Here is a 20,769-nt window from a genome sequence, read left to right on the forward strand (position 1 = left end):
CCGCGCGCGTTAATGCTTGGGCTGTTGGTGGCGGGGGCGGTCTATTGGGGCTGTACCGTAGCCGTGCTGCACTTCCATGCTTACGGCGAACATCAGGCGGCGGCCGCTTCGTTGCCGGGGATCGTGGTGCAACTGTTTGGCGAACATGCGCTGTGTATTGCCTGCATCATCGGCTATCTGGCCTGTTTTGCCAGCGTGAATATCTACACCCAGAGCTTTGCCCGCCTGGTCTGGTCTCAGGCCCAGGAAAAGCCTGCTAGCGGTTTAGCCAAACTCTCCGCGGGCCAGGTGCCGGTCAATGCACTGAGCGCGGTGGTCGGTTGCTGCCTGTTGTTCACTTTACTGATCTATACCCTGAAGCTGCCGTTGGATACGCTGCTGGTATACGCCAATGGCATTTTCGTGCTGATTTATCTGCTGTGTATGTTGGCGGGTTGGCGGATCTTGCAGGGGCGTTCGCGGTTGATGGCGATCGTTGGCTCCGCGTTGTGCTTGTTATTGCTGGTGATTATCGGCTGGAAAAGCCTGTATGCGTTGGCGATGTTGGTGCTGATCTGGTTGGTGCTGCCGCGTAAAACGCAGGCGGCGGTTTCCAAGCAATAAGGGCGCACTGGTGCGCCCCTTAGAACAACTTATTCGTCTGCTGGCTTGGCTACCGGCGCGGTATTCAGCTTGCCTTCCAGTTCGGTCAGACGCTGTTCCAGCAATGCCAGCTTTTCACGGGTGCGCAGTAGGATCTGGGTCTGCACGTCAAATTCTTCGCGGTTAACCAGATCCAGACGGGTCAACTGCGCTTGCAGTACCTGACGGATTTTTTTCTCAACGTCTTCCCCGAATTCACGTACGCCTTTAGGCATCGACTCTTGGACCTGGCGTGCGATCTGTTCAATTTTTTTCGGGTCAATCATGGCGTTTCCCTTTCTGATATTTGGTGGCTGATGCTTAGTGTAATGCGAGTTGCTCGCCGGATAAACTATTACCGTATTTGCTGCGCGATCCCTCATTACGCGACCGGATGGCTTGAAACACTAAAGCGATGGGGTTATAGTCGAGATGCTTATTCTCAGGGCGGGGTGCAAGTCCCCACCGGCGGTAAATCACCATTCACGGTGAAAGCCCGCGAGCGCTCAACCTATCTCTCAGGAGTGGGTTAGAGGTCAGCAGATCCGGTGTAATTCCGGGGCCGACGGTTATAGTCCGGATGGGAGAGAGTAACGACACCTGTCGGGCGTATGCCCCGCTTGCGTTATTTTTTTGGCTATTGGCATAGCCACTCCTCAAGATCGCCCTGGTTCTGGTAATCCATAATTTTAATGAGGTTTTTTACCATGAATCAGACTCTACTTTCAGATTTCGGCACGCCGGAAGAACGCGTTGAACGCGCTCTTGATGCATTGCGCAACGGGCGCGGTGTGATGGTGCTTGATGATGAAAACCGTGAAAACGAAGGTGACATGATCTTCGCCGCAGAAACCATGACCGTTGAACAGATGGCGCTGACCATTCGCCACGGTAGCGGCATTGTTTGCCTGTGTATCACTGAAGATCGCCGCCAGCAGCTCGAGCTGCCGATGATGGTCACCAACAACTCCAGTCAGTTCCAGACCGCCTTTACCGTGACGATTGAAGCGGCGCAGGGCGTGACCACTGGCGTATCGGCTAGCGATCGCCTGACGACTATCCGTGCAGCCATTGCAGACGGTGCCAAGCCAAGCGATCTGAACCGCCCAGGTCATGTGTTCCCGCTGCGTGCTCAGCCTGGTGGCGTATTGAACCGCCGTGGCCACACCGAAGCGACCATCGATCTGGTTTCAATGGCCGGTTTCAAACCCGCTGGCGTACTGTGCGAGTTGACTAACGATGACGGCAGCATGGCGCATGCGCCAGAAGTGATCACCTTTGCCAAGCAGCATGACATGGTGGTGCTGACTATCGAAGATCTGGTGGCCTATCGCCAGTCACGCGAAAAGAAAGCCAGCTGAGTTGCTGACTGAAGTGAAAAAGCCGCTGATGAAGCGGCTTTTTTTGTGCTTAAAATTCTTTAGCCGATACCGCCGCTTTGCAACAGCGTCAGGCTAAACCCCATCACCGCCATGCCGCACAGCACGCCGTAGCTTGGATTATTGTGTGGGTCGATCTCTTTGGCCAATGGCATCAGTTCATCTACCGACAGTGCCACCATAATCCCAGCCACCGCAGCCATAATCGACGCCATCACCACCGGTGAAACCATCGGGCCGAGCACCAGGAAGGCCAGTACGCCACCCAGAATTTCTGCCATTCCGGAGATCCCAGACCACAGTAGCGCTTTGGTTTTAGAGCCGGTTGCCGCATACACCGGCCCGGCGACTGCCAACCCTTCTGGAATATTGTGGATGGCGACCGCGAGCGCAATGCCCATCCCCAGTTCCAGATCGGCGCTGGCGGTGACAAAGGTGGCAATCCCTTCCGGGAAATTGTGCAGGCTGATGCCAAGCGTCAGCAGCATGGCGGTGCGTTTAAGGTTATGGGGCTTGATGGGTTTTTGCACCAGGTCTTGTGGGTGCTGGTGTGGCAGCATGCGATCCAGCGCAAAGTAGCCTAACAGCCCGAGCATAAACATGCCGTAGCCAAGCATGGGCGACATGCCGACGGTGTGCAGCGCAGCGGGCAGCATTTCCATCAATGAAATTAACAGCATAATCCCTGCGGCAAAGCCGAGCGCAAACGCCAGCAGGCGGTTGGAGGGCTTCTGGCCAATAATGCCGAGCAGGGCACCGACAAAGGTAGCGCCTCCGGCTAACAAGGTCAGGATCAGCGGTACAGACATGCATTCTCCTTGTATGCTAATAATATTTATCAGTTTCTGATACTAACAGAGCCAAGCCATAAATCGAGTGGATTTGGCTGATGGTTTCAATCGTTCCTGCCATTCAAATTTCTTGAAGATCACCATCAGGGTTATCCGGCTGCCTTGGTAAGGCAAACAGCGTAATGTAGTCAGCAGAACACTTGTCACGCTAACCAAGGATATTTTATGACCACCTCTCGTATGCCTGCACTCTTTCTTGGCCACGGAAGCCCGATGAACGTGCTGGAAGAAAACCGCTATACCCAGGCCTGGCGTGCGTTGGGTGAGCAATTGCCACGGCCAAAGGCGATCGTTGCTGTGTCTGCCCACTGGTACACTCGTGGGACGGCAGTGACGGCGATGGAACATCCAAAAACCATTCACGATTTTGGCGGCTTCCCGCAGGCGCTGTTTGATACACAGTATCCGGCACCGGGTTCACCAGAGCTGGCGGCAGAGCTGCAAAGCCTGTTGGCCCCGGCGCAGGTGATTGCCGATACCAGTGAATGGGGTTTGGATCACGGCAGTTGGGGCGTGCTGATCAAGATGTACCCGCAAGCCGATATCCCGGTGGTGCAGCTGAGCATCGATGGGACTCAACCAGCGGAATACCATTTTGAGCTGGGCCGTAAGCTGGCGGCGCTGCGCGATCGGGGGATAATGATCGTGGCCAGCGGCAACGTGGTGCATAACCTGCGCATGGTGAAATGGCAGGGTGACACCAGCCCGTATCCTTGGGCGGAGTCATTCAACCAGTACGTACGTGATAACCTGGATTATCAGGGCGAACATCACCCGCTGGTGAATTATATGCAGCATGAAGGCGCAGCGTTGTCGAACCCGACGCCAGAGCATTATCTGCCGTTGCTGTATGTATTGGGCGGTTGGGATGGTAAAGAGCCGATCTCGGTACCGATCGATGGGATCGAAATGGCCGCGCTGAGCATGCTTTCGGTGCAGGTTGGTTGAATAAAAAAGGCGCGAAAATTTCGCGCCTTTAGTTATTTCTGGTTTAACTGTTAGCCAAGAATAATATGCGGGTAGAAGCGCGACAGATCCTGGGTGATTAACTCGCGATCTTCACGCAGGCCAATACCGCAAGGCTGATCGTTGACCAACCAACTGCCGATCAGCGTATAACTGCCTTCAAACTGGGGCAATTGATGGAACTGCTGCACAATCATGCCTTCTTCGCCGTATGGCCCATCGACGCGCGCCACTTCCTGACCGTTCTGGACGATCTGGATGTTGGCACCCTCGCGTGAGAACAGCGGCTTGGTGACGTAATGATCCATTTGCGGATGATCGTCCTCGGCAAAGTAGGCTGGCAGCAGGTTTGGATGATCCGGGAACATTTCCCACAACAGTGGCAGCAGAGCCTTGTTGGAGATAATGCTCTTCCAGGCCGGTTCCAGCCAGCGTACGCCAGCATCTTCCAGCTTGGTGGAGAACATCTCGCGCAGCATAAATTCCCACGGATAGAGCTTGAACAGGTTACTGATAACCTGATTTTGCAGATCGGTGAACTGGCCTTTCTCGCCCAGGCCAATCTCTTCCATAAACAGGAATTCGGTCGGCAGGCCTGCTTCCAGCGCGCAGTCTTGCAGATATTGCACCGTACCGCGATCTTCCTCGCTGTCTTGGCAGCAGGCCAGATGCAGCAGGCTAAAGCCGTGGTTGGCTTGCAGATCGGCGAAACGTTCGATCAGTTTTTCTTGCAGGCTGTTGTACTGGTCAGCGGCGGGATCCAGCTTGCCGGCGTTGATCTGATCTTCCAGCCACAGCCATTGGAAGAACGCTGCCTCATACAATGAGGTTGGCGTATCGGCATTATTTTCCAACAGCTTGGGTGGATTGATGCCGTCATAGGCCAGGTCGAGGCGTGAATACAGCGAAGGCTGATTAGTGCGCCAGGAGCTGCGAACGAATTCCCAGGTGTGCTTGGGGATGCAGAATTTGGTCATCAGTTGATCGCTGTTGACCACCTTATCTACCACCTTCAGGCACATCTGGTGCAGTTCGGCGGTGGCATCTTCAATCTCTTCGATCTGTGCCAACGTGAATTGGTAATAGGCATCTTCACACCAGTAGGGTTCGCCGTACATGGTGTGAAAGGCGAAACCAAACTCGGTGGCTTTTTCGCGCCAGTCTGGGCGCTCGCTAATCGCAACGCGTTTCATGTCTTAACCGCCCATGCTGCGTGAGCTGCTGGAGGTAGCGCTGCTGCGTTGCATGCTGGTTTGTTTGGCCACGGACTCACCGAAGCCACCACGGGTAACGGTATTGGTCACCGCGGGTTTAGGGGCCATTGCGGTTTTAGGTACCGTCATGGAGCGGCCGCCTGCGGTTGCCGGGCCATAGCTTTTACCGCTGGCGTCAACAAACTTGCCGTTTGCTGGGCTGGCGGCGTTTTTAGAGGAAAACAGCGGCTGTTGAGCGTAGCCCCCGCCACCCATCATGCGGCCCATCATGTAGCCCGCCATCAGCGGCATCCACATGCTGCCACTGCTTTGTGATTCTGCGGCCATGCCAGCCTGTGCTGGAGCCTGAGTACATTGCGCTTCACCGAATTCGGCTACGCAGTCTTCACGAGTGGCATATTTAGGTGCGGTTTTTTCCGCTTCTTTCAGCGCGTTGTTATACGCGGTGGTGCACTGCTCGCTCATCGACGGGTTGGAGGTTGAACAATCGTCAGCATTTTTATACAGGGAAACCGTCTCATCCGCCTGTTCGCAGCCGGCCAGCATAAACACTGCGCTGATCGCCAAAGCCACGGGGGCAACACGGTAGCTGCGCCAGGATTTGCGGAAGGTGTCTTTGTTGATGTTTTTGGTCCGTTTCATCGATATTTATCCCATCATGCGGGCTGTATTCGCCCTTGCCCAGTAGTGGTCGATAGGATAGGTGAAAGATGCTCAAAATTAAAGCTGAAACACCCGCAGGATCCACTCTTTACGCACTTATACGTTACGGTGTGCGCCAGTTCGCTTTACTGCGTATAACTGCAGCAAAAGCGTTACATAATGGAACGTTTTGCCCGAAGCTACGTTCCATTATGTAACGTTTTTTTCCTTACTCGCCAAGCGGCCGGCAGGTCGTATAGTCAGCAACAGAACAATACGTCGATATCACCCTCTGAAATCTGAACGTTACTTGGTTAACGTCTCTACAAGGAGTCAGTTATGTTGAGAATCATTCAATCCCCGAGCAAATACATCCAGGGGGCCAATGCGTTGGCCTCCGTTGGCCAATATGCCAAAGCCCTTGCCGATCATTACTTTGTGATCGCCGACGATTTCGTCATGAAACTGGCGGGCGATACTGTGATGGGCAGCCTGCATCAGCACGGGGTGAAGTATCACGCTGGTACGTTTAATGGCGAATGCTGCCGCAAGGAAATCGACCGCCTTGGTCAGGAGCTGAAAAGCCACGGCTGCAAAGGGGTGATCGGCATCGGTGGCGGTAAAACGTTGGATACCGCCAAGGCGATTGCCTATTACCAGCATGTGCCAGTGGTTCTGATGCCAACCATTGCTTCGACGGATGCGCCTACCAGCGCGTTGTCGGTGATCTACAGCGAAAGCGGCGAGTTTGAAGAATACCTGATCTACCCCGCCAACCCGAATATGGTGGTGATGGACAGCGCCATTATCGCCAAAGCGCCGGTACGCCTGCTGGTGGCGGGCATGGGCGACGCGCTCTCCACCTATTTTGAAGCTCAGGCCTGCTTCGATGCCCAGGCCACCAGCATGGCGGGCGGCAAGTCTACGTTGGCGGCGCTCAATCTGGCGCGTCTATGCTATGAAACGCTGTTGGCTGAAGGAGTCAAGGCCAAGCTGGCTGCGGAGTCTGGTGTGGTCACCGAAGCGGTGGAGCGCATCATTGAAGCCAACACCTATCTGAGCGGTATTGGTTTTGAAAGCAGCGGTCTGGCGGCGGCGCATGCCATCCACAACGGTTTCACCGTGTTGGAAGAGTGCCATCATCTGTATCACGGGGAAAAAGTGGCGTTCGGCACCCTGTCTCAGTTGGTGCTGCAAAACAGCCCAATGGCACAGATTGAAACGGTGCTGAACTTCTGCCAGCAGGTCGGGTTACCGATCACCCTGGCACAAATGGGCGTCACCGGTGAACTGACAGAAAAAATCGGCAAGGTGGCAGAGGCCAGCTGTGCCAAAGGTGAAACCATCCACAACATGCCGTTTAGCGTAACGCCGGAAAGCGTATTGGCGGCTATCCTGACGGCAGACAAACTGGGCAGCGCCTGGTTGCAACGCGCATAAATCATCGGGCGCGCTCAACGCGCCCGCTGTTCTCTACAGAGGAATTAACCGTGAAAAAGCTAATCAATCAGGTCGATTCGGTACTTAACGAACAGTTACTCGGCATGGCTGCCGCTCACCCGGAGCTGCAGGTGCATCAGGATCCTGTGTTTGTGACCCGCACGGCGGGGCCGATCCCAGGCAAAGTGGCGATCCTGTCTGGCGGTGGTAGTGGCCATGAGCCGATGCACTGCGGCTTCGTGGGCGAGGGAATGCTGGACGGTGCCTGCCCAGGGGAGATTTTCACCTCACCGACGCCGGATAAAATGTACGACTGCGGCCAAGCTATTGACGGCGGCGCCGGGGTGTTGCTGATCATCAAGAACTACACCGGTGACATCCTCAACTTTGAAACGGCGACCGAATTGCTGCATGACAGCGGCGTGCCAGTGGCAACGGTGCTGGTGGATGACGACGTAGCGGTCAAAGATAGCCTGTTCACCGCAGGCCGACGTGGCGTTGCCAATACGGTGCTGATGGAGAAACTGCTCGGCGCGGCAGCGGTACGGGGTGACGATCTGGACGCGCTGGTCACACTGGGGCACAAAATCAACAACCAAGGCCACTCGCTAGGGATTGCTCTGGGCGCTTGCACCGTGCCTGCGGCAGGTAAACCGTCGTTTACTTTGGCGGATAACGAGATGGAGTTCGGCGTTGGCATCCACGGCGAACCGGGGATCGAACGGCGGACGTTCACCACCCTCGATCAAACGGTGGATGACATGTTCGCTACCCTGATCGATAACGGCGATTACCAGCGTACGATCCGCGTTTGGGATCGCCAGCAAGGGGAATGGCGTGAAGAGAGCCAAAGCAAACGAGCCTTGACGCAGGGCGATCGGGTGATTGCGCTGGTTAATAACCTGGGGGCTACGCCGCTTTCCGAACTGTACGGGGTTTACCACCGTTTGGCACAGCGCTGTGCTGCGGCCGGGATCGTCATTGAGCGCAATCTGGTGGGATCATACTGCACCGCATTGGATATGCAGGGGGTTTCCATCACCTTGCTGCAAGTGGATGACGAGCTGTTATCGCTGTGGGATGCGCCGGTGAACACGCCAGCGCTGCGCTGGGGCTGAGGAGGAAACATGACATTAAGCAAACAGCAGGTCGTTGAGTGGTTGATGCGTTGTGGTGAGGTCTTTACCCGCGAACGCGATTTCTTGACTCAGTTGGATAGCGATATCGGCGATGGCGACCACGGCCTGAATATGAACCGTGGCTTTAGCAAGGTGGTAGAAAAGCTGCCTTCGGTAGCGGACAAGGACATCGGCTTTATTCTCAAAAACACCGGTATGACGCTGCTCTCCAGCGTTGGTGGTGCCAGTGGTCCGCTGTTCGGCACCTTCTTCATCCGTGCGGCTCAGGCGGCCAACGCCAAGCAGAGCCTGGATCTGGCGGAGTTGAAGCAGGTGATCCAGGAAGGCGCGGAAGGCGTAGCGATGCGTGGCAAGGCAGAGCCGGGCGATAAAACCATGTGTGATGTCTGGGGGCCGGTCGTCGCAAGCCTGGGCGAGTCGTTACAGCAGCAGCTCAGCGTGACCCAGGCGCTACAACAGGCCGCCGTTCGGGCGGAGCAGGCAGCACAGGCCACTATCGTCATGCAGGCTCGTAAAGGGCGCGCCAGCTACTTGGGCGAACGCAGCATTGGCCATCAGGACCCAGGCGCAACCTCCGTCATGTTGATGATAAAAACGCTGGCCCAGGTGGTCGAGGAGGCAGGATGATCAACATCGTCGTGGTTTCACACAGTGTGCAATTGGCCCAGGGTGTTGAGCAACTTGCCCGCCAGATGATGCGCGGTGAGGGTTGCAAACTGGTGTTGGCGGCGGGGGTCGATGATGAGTTACACCCGATCGGCACCGATGCGATGAAAGTGATGGAAGCGATCGAATCCGTGGCTGACGGAGAGGGGATCGTGGTGCTGATGGATCTCGGTAGCGCATTATTGAGTGCGGAAACCGCGCTTGAATTGCTCGATCCAGAGGTGGCGGCCAAGGTGGTGCTGTGTGCGGCACCGCTGGTGGAAGGCACGTTGGCGGCGGTCGTAGCGGCTAACGCGGGCGGTAGTCTGGAGCAGGTACTGGCAGAGGCGCAAGGAGCCTTGCAGGCCAAGCAGGCACAGCTCGGTGAGGAGATACCCGCCAGCAAGCCACTGAATTTACCGCTGAGTCAGGGAAAAAGCCTGAGTTGGACGGTACAGAATCCACACGGATTGCACGCTCGCCCGGCAGCGCGTCTGGCAGAGGCTCTGGCTCCATTTGCAGCGGAACTGGTGCTGGAAAAGCATGGTCAATGTGCCAACCCACGCAGCCTTAATCAGCTGGCTTTGTTGCAGGTTCGCCACGGCGACACTATCCGCCTGATTGCCGATGGCGCACAGGCTGATGAAGCGCTGGCGGCTTTCAAGGCGTTGGCAGAGCAGCATTTTGGCGAAACCGTATCTGAGCAGCAACTGCCTTCGCTGCACGGTATCCCCGTGGAGGAAAGCGTCAGCAGTGGTCCGATATTCCAGGTATCGAGCTTCTGGCCACAAACGGAAGAACGCCAGCTAGGGGCCGATGACGTGCTCAATGAACAGCAGCGCCTGCGTATCGCATTGCAGCAGACGTTAGACGATTTGAACAGGCTGGCCGATCGCACTGGCAACCTGATCGGCAAACCGCAGGCGGCGATCTTTGGGGCGCACAGCATGCTGTTAGACGATCCCGATCTGCAACAGGCTGCCTTTACCCGTATTGCCCAACAGCAGTGCAGCGCGGAACTGGCGTGGCGGCAGGAGCTGGAGCAGATTGCCGCCGATTATCGGGCGCTGGATGATGAGTATTTGCAGGCGCGGGAACTGGACGTGCGTGACATGCTGCGCCGTACGCTGAGCCATCTGTCACGGCAGCCTATTCCGGCGATCGTGCTCAATGAGCCTGCGATCCTGGTGATGGATGAGCTGATGCCTTCCGACGTCGTGATGCTCGATCGGCGCATGGTTCTCGGGATTTGCCTGAGCGGCGGCAACGCCTTGTCACACACCGCTATTCTGGCCAAAGCGATGGGGATCCCGATGGTGGTCGGCATGAGCGAATGTATGAGCAAGACCCGTAGCGGCCAGAAAGCGATGCTGGACGCGGCGCGCGGTACCTTACAGCTCAGCCATTAACCCCGCAGCTTGAACTGGCTAATATCGATATTCAACTGTTTGACTTTACGCCACAGAGTGGTGCGGCTGATGCCCAGCAGCTGCGCCATTTCGTTAAGCTGCCCGTGGCTGACGTTGGCTACGCGGATAATAGCCTGCAACTCCATTTCCGCCAGCGTCATCAGTGGCATAGCCGGTTGAGAGTCACTTTCCACTAGCGGCTGATGGCTGAGCAAATGAGCGGGTAGGTCGGCCAGTTGAATATGGTGGCCGTGGCAAATCATCGCGGCGCGCTCTATCACCCCTTTCAGTTCCAGATCGTTACCCGGCCACAGGTACAGACCAAGCTGGGTCATAACGTCGTCGTCCACCCGGAAACGACATTGGAAGTGATGCTCCAGGGCGCGCAGATGGTGCTGAACCAGCAAAGGGATGTCACTGAGGCGCTGGCGTAACGGCGGAATTTGGATCTCAAAGGCCTGCAGACTATAAAACAGCTGGCGGCGGAAGCGGTTCTGCTGCACCAACAGCGGCAGGTTGGCGGCGCTGGTAGCGATCACCCGTACGTTCACCGGGATCACGCGGCTGGAATTCATACGCATCACCACTCCGGTTTTTAGCACCTGCAACAGAGCGGACTGCATGGCCAGCGGCAGGTATTCGACCTGCTCAAGATGCAGCGTGCCGCCGTTGGCCAGTTCGAACTTACTGAGTTGGCCCGCTTCTTCTTCATTGGCGTCACTGCCCAACAGCTCCTTCAACCCTTGCGCTTCGGGCAGCAACTGGCAGTTTAAGGCGATATAAGGCCCGGCGGCACGTTCGCTGGCATTGTGGATGGCCTGGCTGACCAGTTCTTTCCCCACCCCTTCTTCACCGCAAAGCAAAATCGGGTGCTGGCCCTTCGCCGCCTGCTGGCCATAGCGGATCAGGCGGCGCATTTCCTGGGTGCCGGAAGGCATCTGTTCGAAGGTGTGGCTGACCCGGCCGATCTGGCTGCTGACGTACTGATGCAGCCTTTCCAAGGGATGCAGCAAGGCGATAAAGCTACAGTGCTCACCGTCCAGGATCGGTTTGAGGGTGAGTAGCGCGGCGATAAACTGGCCCTGGCTTTCAAAGGTGACTTCCACATGCTGTAACGGCTGGCGTTGGCTGATGGCGCGGTTAAGCAAGGCCGGTAGCGTCAATAACTGTGTCAGCGGCTTGCCCTGGCTCTGCTGTTCGTGCAGCTTCAGCATAGCGGCGGCGCGCGGGTTGATATATTGCAGATAACCCCGGTGATCCCAGGCCATGACACCGTCGTCTACGCTGTCCAGTAGCCCGTTGAGCTGATTGAGATGGCGGTTGGATTCGGCCAGCAGGCCGTCGGCGTTCAGGGCATTGCCGATCTCCCGGGCGATCGCCAGGATCAGGGAAAGATCGCCCGCATTACAATCGGCCAACTGGCAACCCAAAGCCAGCATACCGCGCTGGCGGCCGCTATTGTCATGCACCGGTGCGGCGCAGAATGACCAGCCATGCAGCGCCTGGCGCACGTGTTCATCGCTATGGATCTGTACCGGATGGCCCTCGGATGCGGCTAGAGAAGGGGCATTGGTGCCGATGTCGCCTTCTGCCCAATAAGCGCCGGGAGCAAAACCCAGTTCGAGCAGCTGTTCGCCGGTCGTCTTGTCGCCACATTGCCACAGCGTACAGCCGCTTTCGTCGAGGATCAGCAACACGCAGTGGCGCTGTTCCATATATTCCCAGGCATCCTCCAACGCCGCCTGGCCGAGCGTAATGAAATCATCCTTACGCCGGCAGATCGAGTCGAAGGTGGTGCCCAGGGCGCGATGTGGGGCTTTCCACACGGCGGGTTGCATCAGGTGGCTGCAGCGTAGCCAGGATGCATAAATGGCAGGGGAAGGGCGCAGCTGTGGCGGTAACGCGCCTTCGGTGATCAACCGTTGCCAGAGTGAAGCGTTGTCCATCAGATCCCGTTCAGCAGGTAAACCCAAATAGGGAACTAATCATAACATTAACCCATTTACAGAGGCTGTGAGGCGATGGGCAGAAGCAGGATCATTGGATAAAAAAACGGAGCGCGGTAAAAACCGGGCTCCGTTATTCGGTAGCTCAAAGCCGCCGCAGATTATCTGCTGGCCGTTGGCCGGGTGGTGCTGGAACCGTCAACGTAGGCATCTTGCGCCGTTGTTGGTGGGGCCACCACGTCTGGTGCGGTGGAGATTGGCTTGCCTAGTGCTCCGTTCAGCATCATCAGATCGTTTTCGTTCAGCGTGCCGAGCGCGGATTTGATGTTCAACTGGTTGATCAGGTAAGAATAACGCGCATTGGAAAGCTGTTGCTTGGCGTTATACAGCGTGGTTGTCGCATCCAACACGTCAACGATGGTACGGGTACCCACTTCATAACCGGCTTCGGTCGCATCCAGAGAACTCTGGGCAGAAACCACCGCTTGTTTATAAGCGCTGATGCTGCTGATGGACGCAGAAACGTTGTTGAAGGAGGAACGTACGGTTTGCACCACGCTGCGGTGGGCGCTTTCCAACTGCTCGCTGGCACCGACGAAGTTGTACTGCGCCTGTTCTACCCGCGAGTTGGTTACGCCGCCGTTGTACAGTGGCACGCTAACGCTGATGCCGACCTGGTTCTGGCCATTAATCGAGTCGTTGCCACTAGTACCAGTGTTAGCTCTGGAACCACTGTATTTGGAATTGGTGATCCCGGTAGAAGCATTTAAATCAACCGTTGGCATATAGCCGGTTTGCGCCGATTTGATCTGCTCACGGGCCAGATCCTGGCTCAGGCGGGCAGACAGCAGGCTCAGGTTACGGCTTTCTGCTTCCTTCAACAGGCTGTTGACGGCATCCGGGCGCTTGGTGCTGAACTTGTTGGTATCCAGCGAGGCCAGTTCCGGGTAGAAGGTGCCGGTAATTTGGCGTAACGATTCTACCGCGTTATCCAGGTTGTTACGGGCGGTTACTTCGTTGGCCAACACGGTATCGTAGTTGGCACGGGCGTTCTGCACGTCGGTAATGGCAACCAGGCCTACGTTAAAACGCTGGGTGGTCTGATCCAACGTACGGTAAACCGCTTGTTTATTCGCCTGGGTGTAGGACAGGGCATCGATCGCCTGTAGTACGTTGAAGTAGGCGGTGGCCGTATCCAGGATCAATTTCTGGGATGACGTCTGGAAAGTGACATCGGTAATGCCGGCGGTCTTTTCCTGCAGCGTCAGCGCGCGCCATTTGGACATATCAAAGATAGTCTGGGTCAGCGCCAGCGAGCCTTGGGTGGTGTTGCTGTTAAGCCCATTGGCATCGCGGAAGCCGTTGTTATAGGTATAACCGGCAGATAAGCCAAGCTGTGGCAGCAACGGGCTGCGTGCCTCGTTGATTTTTTCATACGCCGCATCACGGTCGGCAGCGGTTTTACGCAGATCCGGGTTACTTTCCCTGGCCTGTTTGTAAACCTGCAACAGGTTCTCTGCCTGGCTCATGGTGCTGAAGCCTGCGAGGCTCAGACCAATAAGAAGGGGGAGCAGTTTCTTCATTTGCATTCCTTGTTGTGCAGCAATATTGCTATGTTAGCGCTGACGATAGACGAATAGTTGCCAATTCTAGCAGAGTCTGCCGAGCGCTGAGGGTGGCTTAATGTGCCATCTCACAGAACTTTTACCTTGGTGTACGCTACGTTGACTGACACTTGGCTATTTGCATCTGCGCTACCTGATATCATGGTTCACAATCTAACACAAAGCGGGTGAAGATAACCCCGCCGTTTCTGTCATCAAATCCCTTTATTTTGCCGGCATAATCACACAGGAGAATTCGTAGATGAAACGCTCGCAACCTTCACCCGTTACTTTCGACAAAAATGATGTAGAAATTATTGCACGAGAGACGCTATACCGTGGTTTTTTTTCACTCGACTTATATCGCTTTCGCCATCGTCTGTTCAACGGCGAAATGAGCGGTGAGGTCACTCGCGAAGTTTTTGAGCGCGGCCATGCGGCGGTGTTGCTACCCTATGATCCCATCAGGGATGAAGTCGTGCTGGTTGAACAACTGCGGATCCCGGCCATCGATAGCTCAGCTTCTCCTTGGCTGCTGGAAATGGTTGCGGGTATGATCGAAACGGGAGAGAGCGTTGAAGACGTATGCCGCCGTGAAGCATTGGAAGAGGCTGGCGTGGTGGTGGGGCGCTGCAAGCCGGTGCTGAGCTATCTGGCCAGCCCTGGTGGCACCAGCGAACGTCTGTCTATTATGGTTGGTGAGGTTGACGCCCTGACGGCCGAAGGGATCCACGGATTGCCCGAAGAGCATGAAGATATCCGTGTCCACGTGGTCAGCCGCGAACAGGCTTACCGCTGGGTTGAAGAAGGCGCGATTGATAATGCCGCATCAGTGATTGCATTGCAGTGGCTGGCGTTGCACCATGAATCGCTTAAAGCAGAATGGGCCAACTAAATGCAAAAGCGCTATACCCCTGACTTCCCCGAAATGATGAGATTGTGTGAAACCAACTTCGCGCAATTGCGGCGTTTGATGCCGCGTAACGACGAAGTCGATGAAACCGTCACTTATCAGGTGAATGGCGCCCACTATCGTCTGACTATTGTTGAATCTACCCGTTACACTACGCTGGTGCAGATCGAGCAGACTGCGCCTGCGGTCAGCTACTGGAGCCTGCCTGCGATGACGGTGCGGCTGTACCACGACGCGATGGTTGCGGAAGTGTGTTCCAGTCAGCAGATCTATCGGTTTAAAGCGCGTTATGATTATCCGAACAAAAAGTTGCATCAACGTGACGAAAAGCATCAAATTAACCAGTTTCTTGCTGATTGGTTGCGCTACTGTTTAGCGCATGGAGCAATGGCGGTTCCGGCTTGTTAGGTCGACGGAGATAACAAAGGACACCATTTGGAAAGCCTGTTTAGACTGCCCGTGGCGAGTGGGGCCAAGGTCAGGATCCTACAAATAACTGATACCCACCTGTTTGCTGGCAAGAATGAGACCTTGCTTGGCATAAATACCTATGCCAGCTATCACGCGGTGCTGGATGCGGTGATCGCGCAGCAGCGTGAGTGCGACCTGATCGTGGCAACCGGCGATCTGGCGCAGGATCATTCCCAGGCGGCATACCGGCACTTTGCCGATGGCATCACCCGTTTGCCCGCGCCCTGTGTCTGGCTGCCGGGGAACCACGATTTTCAGCCTGCGATGGTAGATGCGCTGGCCGCAGCCGGTATCTCACCTTCCAAGCAGGTGCTGCTGGGGGACAACTGGCAGGTGTTATTGCTGGATAGCCAGGTGTTTGGCGTGCCGCACGGCGAGCTGAGCGAATACCAGTTGGAGTGGATGGAACGTTGTCTGGAGGCTCATCCAGAGCGCTACACGCTGCTGTTACTGCATCACCATCCGTTGCCTTCCGGCTGCACCTGGCTTGATCAACACAGTTTGCGTAACCCGCATACGCTGGCGGCCGTGCTGTGGCGCTATCCGAAAGTGAATACCTTGCTGTGCGGGCATATCCACCAGGAATTGGATCTGGGTTGGCACGGGCGTCGGCTGTTGGCCACGCCGTCCACCTGCGTGCAATTCAAGCCGCACTGCACCAATTTTACGATCGACGACGTTTCCCCAGGTTGGCGCTATCTCGACCTGTTGCCAGATGGCCGGGTGGAAACCCAGGTATTCCGGCTGGAAAACGATGACTTCCGCCCCGACATGGATTCGGACGGCTACTGATGCCTTCAACCTTACTTTACCTGCACGGTTTCAACAGCTCGCCGCTTTCGGCCAAGGCCACGGCTTTCAAAGCCTGGCTGGCGGAAAATCATCCCCATATCGACATGCTGGTACCGCAGTTGCCGCCCTACCCGGCGGAGGCGGCGGAAATGCTGGAAGATATGGTGATGGCTCGGGCAGGCCAGACGATGGGCGTCGTAGGCTCCTCGTTGGGCGGCTATTATGCCACCTGGTTATCGCAGTGTTTTGCGTTGCCAGCGGTAGTGGTAAACCCTGCGGTGAAGCCGTATGAGCTGTTGATCGACTATCTGGGGAGCAACGAGAACCCCTACACCGGGCAGCAATATGTGTTAGAGTCACGCCACGTTTATGATCTGAAAGTGATGCAGGTCGATCCCTTGGAGTCGCCGGATTTAATCTGGTTGCTACAGCAAACGGGCGATGAAATTCTCGATTACGGTCAGGCAGTGGCTTATTACACCGCCTGCCGGCAAACGGTGGAGTCGGGCGGGAACCACGCTTTCGTCGGTTTCGAGCACTACTTCCCCCAGATTGTGGATTTTTTAGGGCTATGACGCCGCAGCAACTTCAGCTATCACAGATATACTGAACAGGCAGCGGGCGATTTCGGCACCTTCCCTCAACCACGAAAAAATAATCAACGATGACTCAATCCAGCTATAACGCTGATGCCATTGAAGTACTCAGCGGTCTAGAACCAGTGCGCCGTCGTCCCGGTATGTATACCGACACGACGCGTCCGAACCACCTCGGTCAAGAGGTGATAGATAACAGCGTCGATGAAGCGTTGGCGGGCCATGCCAAGCGTATCGACGTGATCCTGCACGCCGATCAGTCACTGGAAGTGATCGACGACGGCCGCGGTATGCCGGTGGATATCCACCCTGAAGAAGGCGTGCCGGCGGTTGAGTTGATCATGTGTCGTCTGCATGCGGGCGGGAAATTCTCCAATAAAAACTACCAGTTCTCCGGCGGCCTGCACGGCGTGGGGATTTCGGTGGTCAACGCCCTGTCCAAGCGGGTGGAAGTCAACGTCAAGCGCGACGGTAACGTCTATAGCATCGCTTTTGAGAACGGCGACAAGGTGCAGGATTTGGCGGTGACCGGTAGCTGCGGCAAGCGCAACACCGGCACCAGCATTCACTTCTGGCCTGACGAGCAGTTCTTCGACAGCCCGCGCTTCTCGGTTTCCCGCCTGTCGCACCTGCTTAAAGCCAAAGCGGTGCTGTGCCCCGGTGTTGAAATCTACTTTATCGACAAGCTGAACAACACCGAGCAACGCTGGTGCTACCAGGACGGCCTGACCGACTACCTGATGGAAGCGGTGAACGGTCTGATCACCCTGCCGGAAAAGGCGTTTGTCGGCAATTTTGCCGGTGATACCGAAGCGGTGGACTGGGCATTGCTGTGGCTGCCGGAAGGCGGGGAACTGCTGACGGAGAGCTACGTCAACCTGATCCCCACCATGCAGGGCGGCACGCACGTCAACGGCCTGCGCCAAGGGCTGCTGGATGCGATGCGCGAGTTCTGTGAATTCCGCAATATTCTGCCGCGCGGCGTGAAGCTGTCTGCGGAAGATATCTGGGATCGCTGTGCCTACGTGCTGTCGGTGAAAATGCAGGATCCGCAATTCGCGGGACAGACCAAAGAGCGGCTCTCTTCCCGCCAGTGCGCGGCGTTTGTTTCCGGCGTGGTGAAAGATGCCTTCAGCCTGTGGCTGAATCAGAACGTCCAGGCGGCTGAGCAACTGGCCGAACTGGCGATCTCCAGCGCTCAACGTCGCCTGCGTGCGGCGAAGAAGGTGGTGCGTAAGAAGCTGACCAGTGGGCCTGCGTTACCGGGCAAACTGGCGGACTGCACCTCGCAGGATCTGAGCATGACCGAACTGTTCCTGGTGGAAGGGGACTCGGCGGGCGGCTCGGCCAAGCAGGCGCGCGATCGCGAATATCAGGCGATCATGCCGCTGAAGGGTAAGATCCTCAACACCTGGGAAGTTTCCTCAGACGAAGTGTTGGCCTCGCAGGAAGTCCATGATATCTCGGTGGCGATCGGTATCGATCCCGACAGCGAAGATCTCAGCCAACTGCGCTACGGCAAAATCTGTATCCTGGCGGATGCGGACTCCGATGGCCTGCACATCGCCACGCTGCTGTGTGCGTTGTTTGTGCGCCACTTCCGTTCGCTGGTAAAGGGTGGCCATGTGCACGTTGCGATGCCACCGCTATACCGTATCGACCTGGGCAAAGAAGTCTATTACGCCCTCGACGAGGAAGAGAAAGCCGGCGTGCTGGAGCAGTTGAAGCGTAAGAAGGGCAAGCCGAACGTACAGCGCTTTAAAGGGCTGGGTGAAATGAACCCGCTGCAACTGCGTGAAACGACGCTCGATCCCAACACTCGCCGTCTGGTGCAGTTGACCATCGATGACGAGAATACCGATCAGACCATGGCCATTATGGACATGCTGTTGGCGAAGAAGCGCTCGGAAGACCGCCGCAACTGGCTGCAAGACAAGGGCGATACCGCCGAGCTTTCAGTCTGATGCCTGTGGGGCCGCAACCGCGGCCCCACGTTTTTACATTGTGCCATCCCTGGCGCACTGCGTGCTGCGCCCGATAACCCAGGGCGGAATGCATGAAAATCACCCTCGAAGAACTATTGGCTTATACCTCCGTGATCGACAGCGGTTCGATTACCGCCGCCGCCGAGCAGCTTGGCCAAACCACCTCTGGCATCAGCCGGGCGCTGAGCCGTCTGGAAAAAAAACTCGATACCACGTTACTGCGCCGCACCACACGTCGTCTGGAATTGACCGAAGAGGGGCAGAGCTTTTTGGCCCATGCGCGGGAAATTATCAATTCGGTGGAACATGCCGAGGAGCAGATGGCGCTACGTCGTCTGAACCCGGCGGGCAGGCTGCGGGTTAACGCTGCCGCGCCCTTTATGGAGCATGTGATCGTGCCGCTGGTCGCCGGTTTCCGCCAACGTTTCCCACAGATTGAGCTGGAGCTGAACACCGATAACCTGATTATCGATCTGCTGGAGAAGCGCACCGATATCGCCATTCGTATTGGCGCATTGCGAGACTCCACCATCCACGCGCGCTTGCTGGGGGCCAGCCGGTTACGCATCCTTGCCAGCCCGGACTATATTGCCCGCTTTGGGGCACCGCAGAGTGTCGAAGAGCTAAACCACCATAGCCTGCTGGGTTTTACGCAACCCGAGTCGCTTAATCTGTGGCCGCTGCGCCATCGGCAGGCGGAGCGCTTTGCCATTACCCCAACGCTATCAGCCTCCAGCGGCGAAACGCTGCGGCAACTGGCGCTACGGGGGGAAGGGATTGCCCAATTGGCCGATTTTATGACGCGGGAAGATCAGCGGGAAGGGCGTCTGGTTCAGTTGCTGGCGGCCGAAACGTTGGATGTCCGCCAGCCAATCAATGCGGTGTATTATCGCAATGCCCAGTTGGCCGCACGGATCACCTGTTTTCTAGACTATGTCAGCGCGCATATCACCGATGCACAGATGTGAGTCAGGCGTTATCCAGTACGTAAATGGTCGTGTCCAGCACGCTGTCCTTGATGATTTCACGGTGCTTGAGCATGTGATCCATCTGTAGGTGCTGCTCCAGATGCGCCTGGCTCTGCCATTTTTCCAACATAAAGATCGAATCCGGCGAACGCTTCTGCCACGGTGCCTGGGTGTCGGCGTCGATCATTGGCTGATAGCCGCCACAGCCCTCTTCCGCCAACACCGCTGGCAACAGCTTCTCAATCGCTTTTAATACGCTTTCACGATGACCTGGTCTGGTTCTGATTTCTGCAATTACGGTGATCATTACGGCCTCACTGGTTAAAGGTATGATTGATAAAACCCATCACAGTTAAGCAAAGACTTCGCCCAGATGTGCGCGCAAACGTGCGATATCGTTGGCAATATCCGGCTGTTTAATCACATCGTTGCAGATAAAGGTCGGCAGTGCTTCCATCCCCAGGAACTGGTTGGCCTTGTGGAAGTGCAGATAAACGCCGTCTACGCCCACGCCGTGGAAGAATTGGTCAGGGTCGGTAAAGGCTTCCAATGGGGCATTCCAGGTCAGGCTCAGCATGTAGGTCTTGCCTTGGATCAGCCCGCCAGAACCGTATTTTTTGCTGGCATCGGAACGGGTGCGGCCATCGCTGGCATACAGGCTGCCGTGGCCAGCGGTGAACACTTCGTCGAGATATTTTTTCAGGATCCAGGGCTCGCCCATCCACCAGCCTGGCATCTGGTAAATCACCGTATCGGCCCACAGGTATTTCTGCACTTCGGCGTCGATATCATAGCCGTCATCGACTACGGTGACCTGTACATCGTGCTTGGCATCGCGCAGGAAAGTTTCCGCTACGTCGCTCAGGGTCTGGTTCAGCTCACCGTTGGAGTGGCCGAATTGCTTCTTGGCGTTAATAATCAGGATATTGCTCATGGATGCTGGGTTCCTGTCAGAATGTAGAATGTGATGGCCGTAAGGCATATCGTTGAAACGGAGTGTAATCCTTCCTGAAGCAGGGAAAAATGCGATCTAGCGCACAACAGTGTTGACTGTGAGTCAAGAAAGGCGGCCACTGATGGCAAAATTTCGCATAAACCGGGGCGATCGCCAGCATCAATGGCCGATCCACGCAGCATCTGTGACAGCCACCCCGCAGATGGGTTACTATCGCGGGCAGAATCGACCCT

The 20,769-nt window shown here is 56.3% G+C and carries 21 protein-coding genes and 1 riboswitch; of the genes, 13 read left to right on the top strand and 8 right to left on the bottom strand.

Annotation, left to right across the window (positions count from 1 at the left end; all coding sequences use genetic code 11):
• On the top strand, positions 1-603 hold a 603-nt coding region (locus JHD74_RS17695), incomplete at its 5' end, for an amino acid permease (RefSeq protein WP_199063190.1).
• 29 nt (positions 604-632) lie between these two features.
• On the opposite strand, the gene JHD74_RS17700 is transcribed toward JHD74_RS17695, so the two are convergent.
• Entirely contained in the window at positions 633-908 is a 276-nt protein-coding gene (locus JHD74_RS17700) for an accessory factor UbiK family protein (RefSeq protein ID WP_199063191.1), read from the bottom strand.
• 147 nt (positions 909-1,055) lie between these two features.
• A riboswitch (FMN riboswitch) is annotated at positions 1,056-1,217 on the top strand.
• Between the two features lie 111 nt (positions 1,218-1,328).
• Between JHD74_RS17700 and ribB the strand changes: the two genes are divergently transcribed.
• The gene (ribB, locus tag JHD74_RS17705) at positions 1,329-1,982 is read left to right on the top strand and encodes a 3,4-dihydroxy-2-butanone-4-phosphate synthase (RefSeq protein WP_024528279.1); all 654 of its coding nucleotides are present in this window, start codon (positions 1,329-1,331) and stop codon (positions 1,980-1,982) included.
• A gap of 59 nt (positions 1,983-2,041) precedes the next feature.
• Here ribB and zupT read toward each other — a convergent pair whose 3' ends face one another.
• Positions 2,042-2,809 carry a zinc transporter ZupT gene (zupT, locus tag JHD74_RS17710; RefSeq protein ID WP_021806868.1) on the bottom strand — a complete coding sequence of 256 codons (768 nt, stop codon included), beginning with the start codon at positions 2,807-2,809 and terminating at the stop codon, positions 2,042-2,044.
• 207 nt (positions 2,810-3,016) lie between these two features.
• On the opposite strand from zupT, the gene ygiD reads away from it, so the two are divergent.
• A complete protein-coding gene (ygiD, locus tag JHD74_RS17715; RefSeq protein WP_074031215.1) occupies positions 3,017-3,799 on the top strand; it encodes a 4,5-DOPA dioxygenase extradiol in 783 nt (260 codons plus the stop codon).
• Between the two features lie 50 nt (positions 3,800-3,849).
• Here ygiD and JHD74_RS17720 read toward each other — a convergent pair whose 3' ends face one another.
• Both JHD74_RS17720 and JHD74_RS17725 read right to left on the bottom strand, forming a co-directional pair.
• A complete protein-coding gene (locus tag JHD74_RS17720; protein WP_024483037.1) occupies positions 3,850-5,010 on the bottom strand; it encodes a glutathionylspermidine synthase family protein in 1,161 nt (386 codons plus the stop codon).
• A gap of 3 nt (positions 5,011-5,013) precedes the next feature.
• Positions 5,014-5,673 (bottom strand): DUF1190 family protein, encoded by a 660-nt coding sequence (locus JHD74_RS17725; RefSeq protein WP_024483036.1) that lies wholly within the window; start codon positions 5,671-5,673, stop codon positions 5,014-5,016.
• A gap of 339 nt (positions 5,674-6,012) precedes the next feature.
• On the opposite strand from JHD74_RS17725, the gene JHD74_RS17730 reads away from it, so the two are divergent.
• The 4 genes from JHD74_RS17730 to dhaM are packed head-to-tail and all read left to right on the top strand — an operon-like array spanning position 6,013 to position 10,306.
• The gene (locus JHD74_RS17730; RefSeq protein ID WP_024528281.1) at positions 6,013-7,113 is read left to right on the top strand and encodes a glycerol dehydrogenase; all 1,101 of its coding nucleotides are present in this window, start codon (positions 6,013-6,015) and stop codon (positions 7,111-7,113) included.
• A 50-nt stretch (positions 7,114-7,163) separates the two neighbouring features.
• On the top strand, positions 7,164-8,231 hold the full coding sequence (gene dhaK / locus JHD74_RS17735) for a dihydroxyacetone kinase subunit DhaK (protein ID WP_024528282.1): 1,068 nt from the start codon (positions 7,164-7,166) through the stop codon (positions 8,229-8,231).
• A 9-nt stretch (positions 8,232-8,240) separates the two neighbouring features.
• A complete protein-coding gene (gene dhaL, locus JHD74_RS17740) occupies positions 8,241-8,879 on the top strand; it encodes a dihydroxyacetone kinase subunit DhaL (RefSeq protein ID WP_098929767.1) in 639 nt (212 codons plus the stop codon).
• Entirely contained in the window at positions 8,876-10,306 is a 1,431-nt protein-coding gene (gene dhaM, locus JHD74_RS17745; protein ID WP_199063192.1) for a dihydroxyacetone kinase phosphoryl donor subunit DhaM, read from the top strand. The genes dhaL and dhaM overlap by 4 nt, the downstream gene beginning before the upstream one ends.
• Here the strand turns inward: dhaM and dhaR are convergent.
• Both dhaR and tolC read right to left on the bottom strand, forming a co-directional pair.
• Entirely contained in the window at positions 10,303-12,252 is a 1,950-nt protein-coding gene (dhaR, locus tag JHD74_RS17750) for a dihydroxyacetone kinase operon transcriptional regulator DhaR (RefSeq protein ID WP_199063193.1), read from the bottom strand. The two genes, dhaM and dhaR, sit on opposite strands and share 4 nt — an antisense overlap.
• A 161-nt stretch (positions 12,253-12,413) precedes the next feature.
• The gene (tolC, locus tag JHD74_RS17755) at positions 12,414-13,835 is read right to left on the bottom strand and encodes an outer membrane channel protein TolC (protein ID WP_074031224.1); all 1,422 of its coding nucleotides are present in this window, start codon (positions 13,833-13,835) and stop codon (positions 12,414-12,416) included.
• Between the two features lie 283 nt (positions 13,836-14,118).
• Between tolC and nudF the strand changes: the two genes are divergently transcribed.
• The 6 genes from nudF (at position 14,119) to JHD74_RS17785 (ending at position 19,581) form a co-directional block, all read left to right on the top strand.
• A complete protein-coding gene (gene nudF / locus JHD74_RS17760) occupies positions 14,119-14,751 on the top strand; it encodes an ADP-ribose diphosphatase (protein ID WP_074031225.1) in 633 nt (210 codons plus the stop codon).
• The gene (locus tag JHD74_RS17765) at positions 14,752-15,177 is read left to right on the top strand and encodes a DUF1249 family protein (RefSeq protein ID WP_021179514.1); all 426 of its coding nucleotides are present in this window, start codon (positions 14,752-14,754) and stop codon (positions 15,175-15,177) included.
• Between the two features lie 27 nt (positions 15,178-15,204).
• Positions 15,205-16,032 (top strand): 3',5'-cyclic-AMP phosphodiesterase, encoded by an 828-nt coding sequence (gene cpdA / locus JHD74_RS17770; protein WP_024529152.1) that lies wholly within the window; start codon positions 15,205-15,207, stop codon positions 16,030-16,032.
• Positions 16,032-16,607: an esterase YqiA gene (yqiA, locus tag JHD74_RS17775; RefSeq protein WP_065684669.1), complete on the top strand. Its 576-nt coding sequence runs from the start codon at positions 16,032-16,034 to the stop codon at positions 16,605-16,607. Before cpdA ends, yqiA begins: the two co-directional genes overlap by 1 nt.
• An 89-nt stretch (positions 16,608-16,696) precedes the next feature.
• A complete protein-coding gene (gene parE, locus JHD74_RS17780) occupies positions 16,697-18,592 on the top strand; it encodes a DNA topoisomerase IV subunit B (RefSeq protein WP_021179517.1) in 1,896 nt (631 codons plus the stop codon).
• Positions 18,593-18,684: 92 nt separating this feature from the next.
• A complete protein-coding gene (locus JHD74_RS17785) occupies positions 18,685-19,581 on the top strand; it encodes a LysR family transcriptional regulator (RefSeq protein ID WP_024529150.1) in 897 nt (298 codons plus the stop codon).
• 1 nt (position 19,582) lies between these two features.
• Here the strand turns inward: JHD74_RS17785 and JHD74_RS17790 are convergent, their stop codons facing one another.
• Complete coding sequence (locus tag JHD74_RS17790; protein WP_065684667.1) at positions 19,583-19,888, bottom strand: putative quinol monooxygenase; 306 nt, start codon at positions 19,886-19,888, stop codon at positions 19,583-19,585.
• A 45-nt stretch (positions 19,889-19,933) separates the two neighbouring features.
• Positions 19,934-20,515: an NAD(P)H-dependent oxidoreductase gene (locus JHD74_RS17795; RefSeq protein WP_024529148.1), complete on the bottom strand. Its 582-nt coding sequence runs from the start codon at positions 20,513-20,515 to the stop codon at positions 19,934-19,936.
• Between the last annotated feature and the right edge of the window lie 254 nt (positions 20,516-20,769).

The sequence above is a fragment of the Serratia sp. ASV30 genome (assembly GCF_016428815.1).
GTDB classification, from domain to species: domain Bacteria; phylum Pseudomonadota; class Gammaproteobacteria; order Enterobacterales; family Enterobacteriaceae; genus Chania; species Chania fonticola_C.

Coding starts and splice junctions, on each gene's coding strand:
- JHD74_RS17700 (WP_199063191.1), bottom strand. CDS start 908: ATGATTGACCCGAAAAAAATTGAACAGATCGCACGCCAGGTCCAAGAG.
- ribB (WP_024528279.1), top strand. CDS start 1,329: ATGAATCAGACTCTACTTTCAGATTTCGGCACGCCGGAAGAACGCGTT.
- zupT (WP_021806868.1), bottom strand. CDS start 2,809: ATGTCTGTACCGCTGATCCTGACCTTGTTAGCCGGAGGCGCTACCTTT.
- ygiD (WP_074031215.1), top strand. CDS start 3,017: ATGACCACCTCTCGTATGCCTGCACTCTTTCTTGGCCACGGAAGCCCG.
- JHD74_RS17720 (WP_024483037.1), bottom strand. CDS start 5,010: ATGAAACGCGTTGCGATTAGCGAGCGCCCAGACTGGCGCGAAAAAGCC.
- JHD74_RS17725 (WP_024483036.1), bottom strand. CDS start 5,673: ATGAAACGGACCAAAAACATCAACAAAGACACCTTCCGCAAATCCTGG.
- JHD74_RS17730 (WP_024528281.1), top strand. CDS start 6,013: ATGTTGAGAATCATTCAATCCCCGAGCAAATACATCCAGGGGGCCAAT.
- dhaL (WP_098929767.1), top strand. CDS start 8,241: ATGACATTAAGCAAACAGCAGGTCGTTGAGTGGTTGATGCGTTGTGGT.
- dhaM (WP_199063192.1), top strand. CDS start 8,876: ATGATCAACATCGTCGTGGTTTCACACAGTGTGCAATTGGCCCAGGGT.
- dhaR (WP_199063193.1), bottom strand. CDS start 12,252: ATGGACAACGCTTCACTCTGGCAACGGTTGATCACCGAAGGCGCGTTA.
- tolC (WP_074031224.1), bottom strand. CDS start 13,835: ATGAAGAAACTGCTCCCCCTTCTTATTGGTCTGAGCCTCGCAGGCTTC.
- nudF (WP_074031225.1), top strand. CDS start 14,119: ATGAAACGCTCGCAACCTTCACCCGTTACTTTCGACAAAAATGATGTA.
- JHD74_RS17765 (WP_021179514.1), top strand. CDS start 14,752: ATGCAAAAGCGCTATACCCCTGACTTCCCCGAAATGATGAGATTGTGT.
- yqiA (WP_065684669.1), top strand. CDS start 16,032: ATGCCTTCAACCTTACTTTACCTGCACGGTTTCAACAGCTCGCCGCTT.
- parE (WP_021179517.1), top strand. CDS start 16,697: ATGACTCAATCCAGCTATAACGCTGATGCCATTGAAGTACTCAGCGGT.
- JHD74_RS17785 (WP_024529150.1), top strand. CDS start 18,685: ATGAAAATCACCCTCGAAGAACTATTGGCTTATACCTCCGTGATCGAC.
- JHD74_RS17790 (WP_065684667.1), bottom strand. CDS start 19,888: ATGATCACCGTAATTGCAGAAATCAGAACCAGACCAGGTCATCGTGAA.
- JHD74_RS17795 (WP_024529148.1), bottom strand. CDS start 20,515: ATGAGCAATATCCTGATTATTAACGCCAAGAAGCAATTCGGCCACTCC.